The following is a 1,057-nucleotide window of genomic DNA, read 5'->3' on the forward strand; positions in this document are numbered from 1 at the left end:
ACGCGGTCGCCGAACGCGTCGACGACGCGCTCGAGCACCTCGCGCGAGTGCAGCGTGCGCGGGTCGTACATCGTCGCGATGATGCCGTCGAGCTGGATGGCGGGGTTGAGGCGATCCTGCACCTTCTCGATCGTCTCGACGAGGAGGGCGACGCCGCGCAGGGCGAAGTACTCGCACTCGAGCGGGATCAGCACGCCGTGCGCCGCGGTGAGCGCGTTGACCGTCAGCAGGCCCAGGCTCGGCTGGCAGTCGATGAGGATCACGTCGTAGTCGCCGAGCACCGGGCGCAGCACGCGGGCGAGGATCTGCTCGCGCGCGACCTCGTTGATGAGATGCACCTCGGCCGCGCTCAGGTCGATGTTGGCCGGGATGATGTCGAAGCCCGGCACGCTCGTGTGTTGGATGGCGGCCTTGGTGTCCTTCTCGCGGCCGAGCAGGAGGTCGTAGATCGTCGTGACGTCGTGGCTCTCGATGCCGAGACCCGCCGAGAGCGCGCCCTGCGGGTCGAAGTCGATCGCGAGCACGCGGCGGCCGTACTCGGCGAGGCTCGCGCCGAGGCTGATCGTCGTCGTCGTCTTGCCGACGCCGCCCTTCTGGTTGCAGAGGGCGATGATGCGGGCAGGGCCGTGCTGGTCGAGCGGGGCGGGGGCGTCGAACTCGCGAGCGGGGCGCCCGGTGGGGCCCTTCTTCACGCCGGGGCTCGCGGTCATGCCCGGCAGCTCGGTGCCCGTCGTCGTCTTGCCGCTCATAGCGCCCGAGTCTACTGAGCGCGGGGCGTTCGGGTCGCGCGACGGGCCGTGCGCGGGCGGGTCGGGCGGCCCGCGCGGGAGTCTCGCCACGTCGCTGCGCTCACCGCGTGCCCCACGCGATGCCGAATGCAGTTCCTGGCGACGGAAGGTGGCTGCGAGAGCGGCAGCGCGGCGCGCACCCGGTGGTTCAGACTGCATTTGGTTCGGCGCACCGGGGAAGGTCCGCGCGGCAGCGGCCTTCGCGGCGCGGCGCTCGTTGCGTCACCGGGTGCGAGCGTATTGACTGATCGTCATGAGTGAGGATGCTC

At 71.1% G+C, this 1,057-nt stretch carries 1 protein-coding gene; it reads right to left on the reverse strand.

Annotated features, from left to right (window positions below; genetic code table 11):
* Positions 1-710 (reverse strand): ParA family protein (locus Q7T15_RS07505; protein ID WP_304694880.1); only part of this gene is annotated, 710 nt, incomplete at its 3' end.
* Positions 711-1,057: the final 347 nt, after the last annotated feature.

Origin of the sequence: Microcella sp., assembly GCF_030645145.1 — a bacterium.
In the GTDB taxonomy this organism is placed as follows: domain Bacteria; phylum Actinomycetota; class Actinomycetes; order Actinomycetales; family Microbacteriaceae; genus Microcella.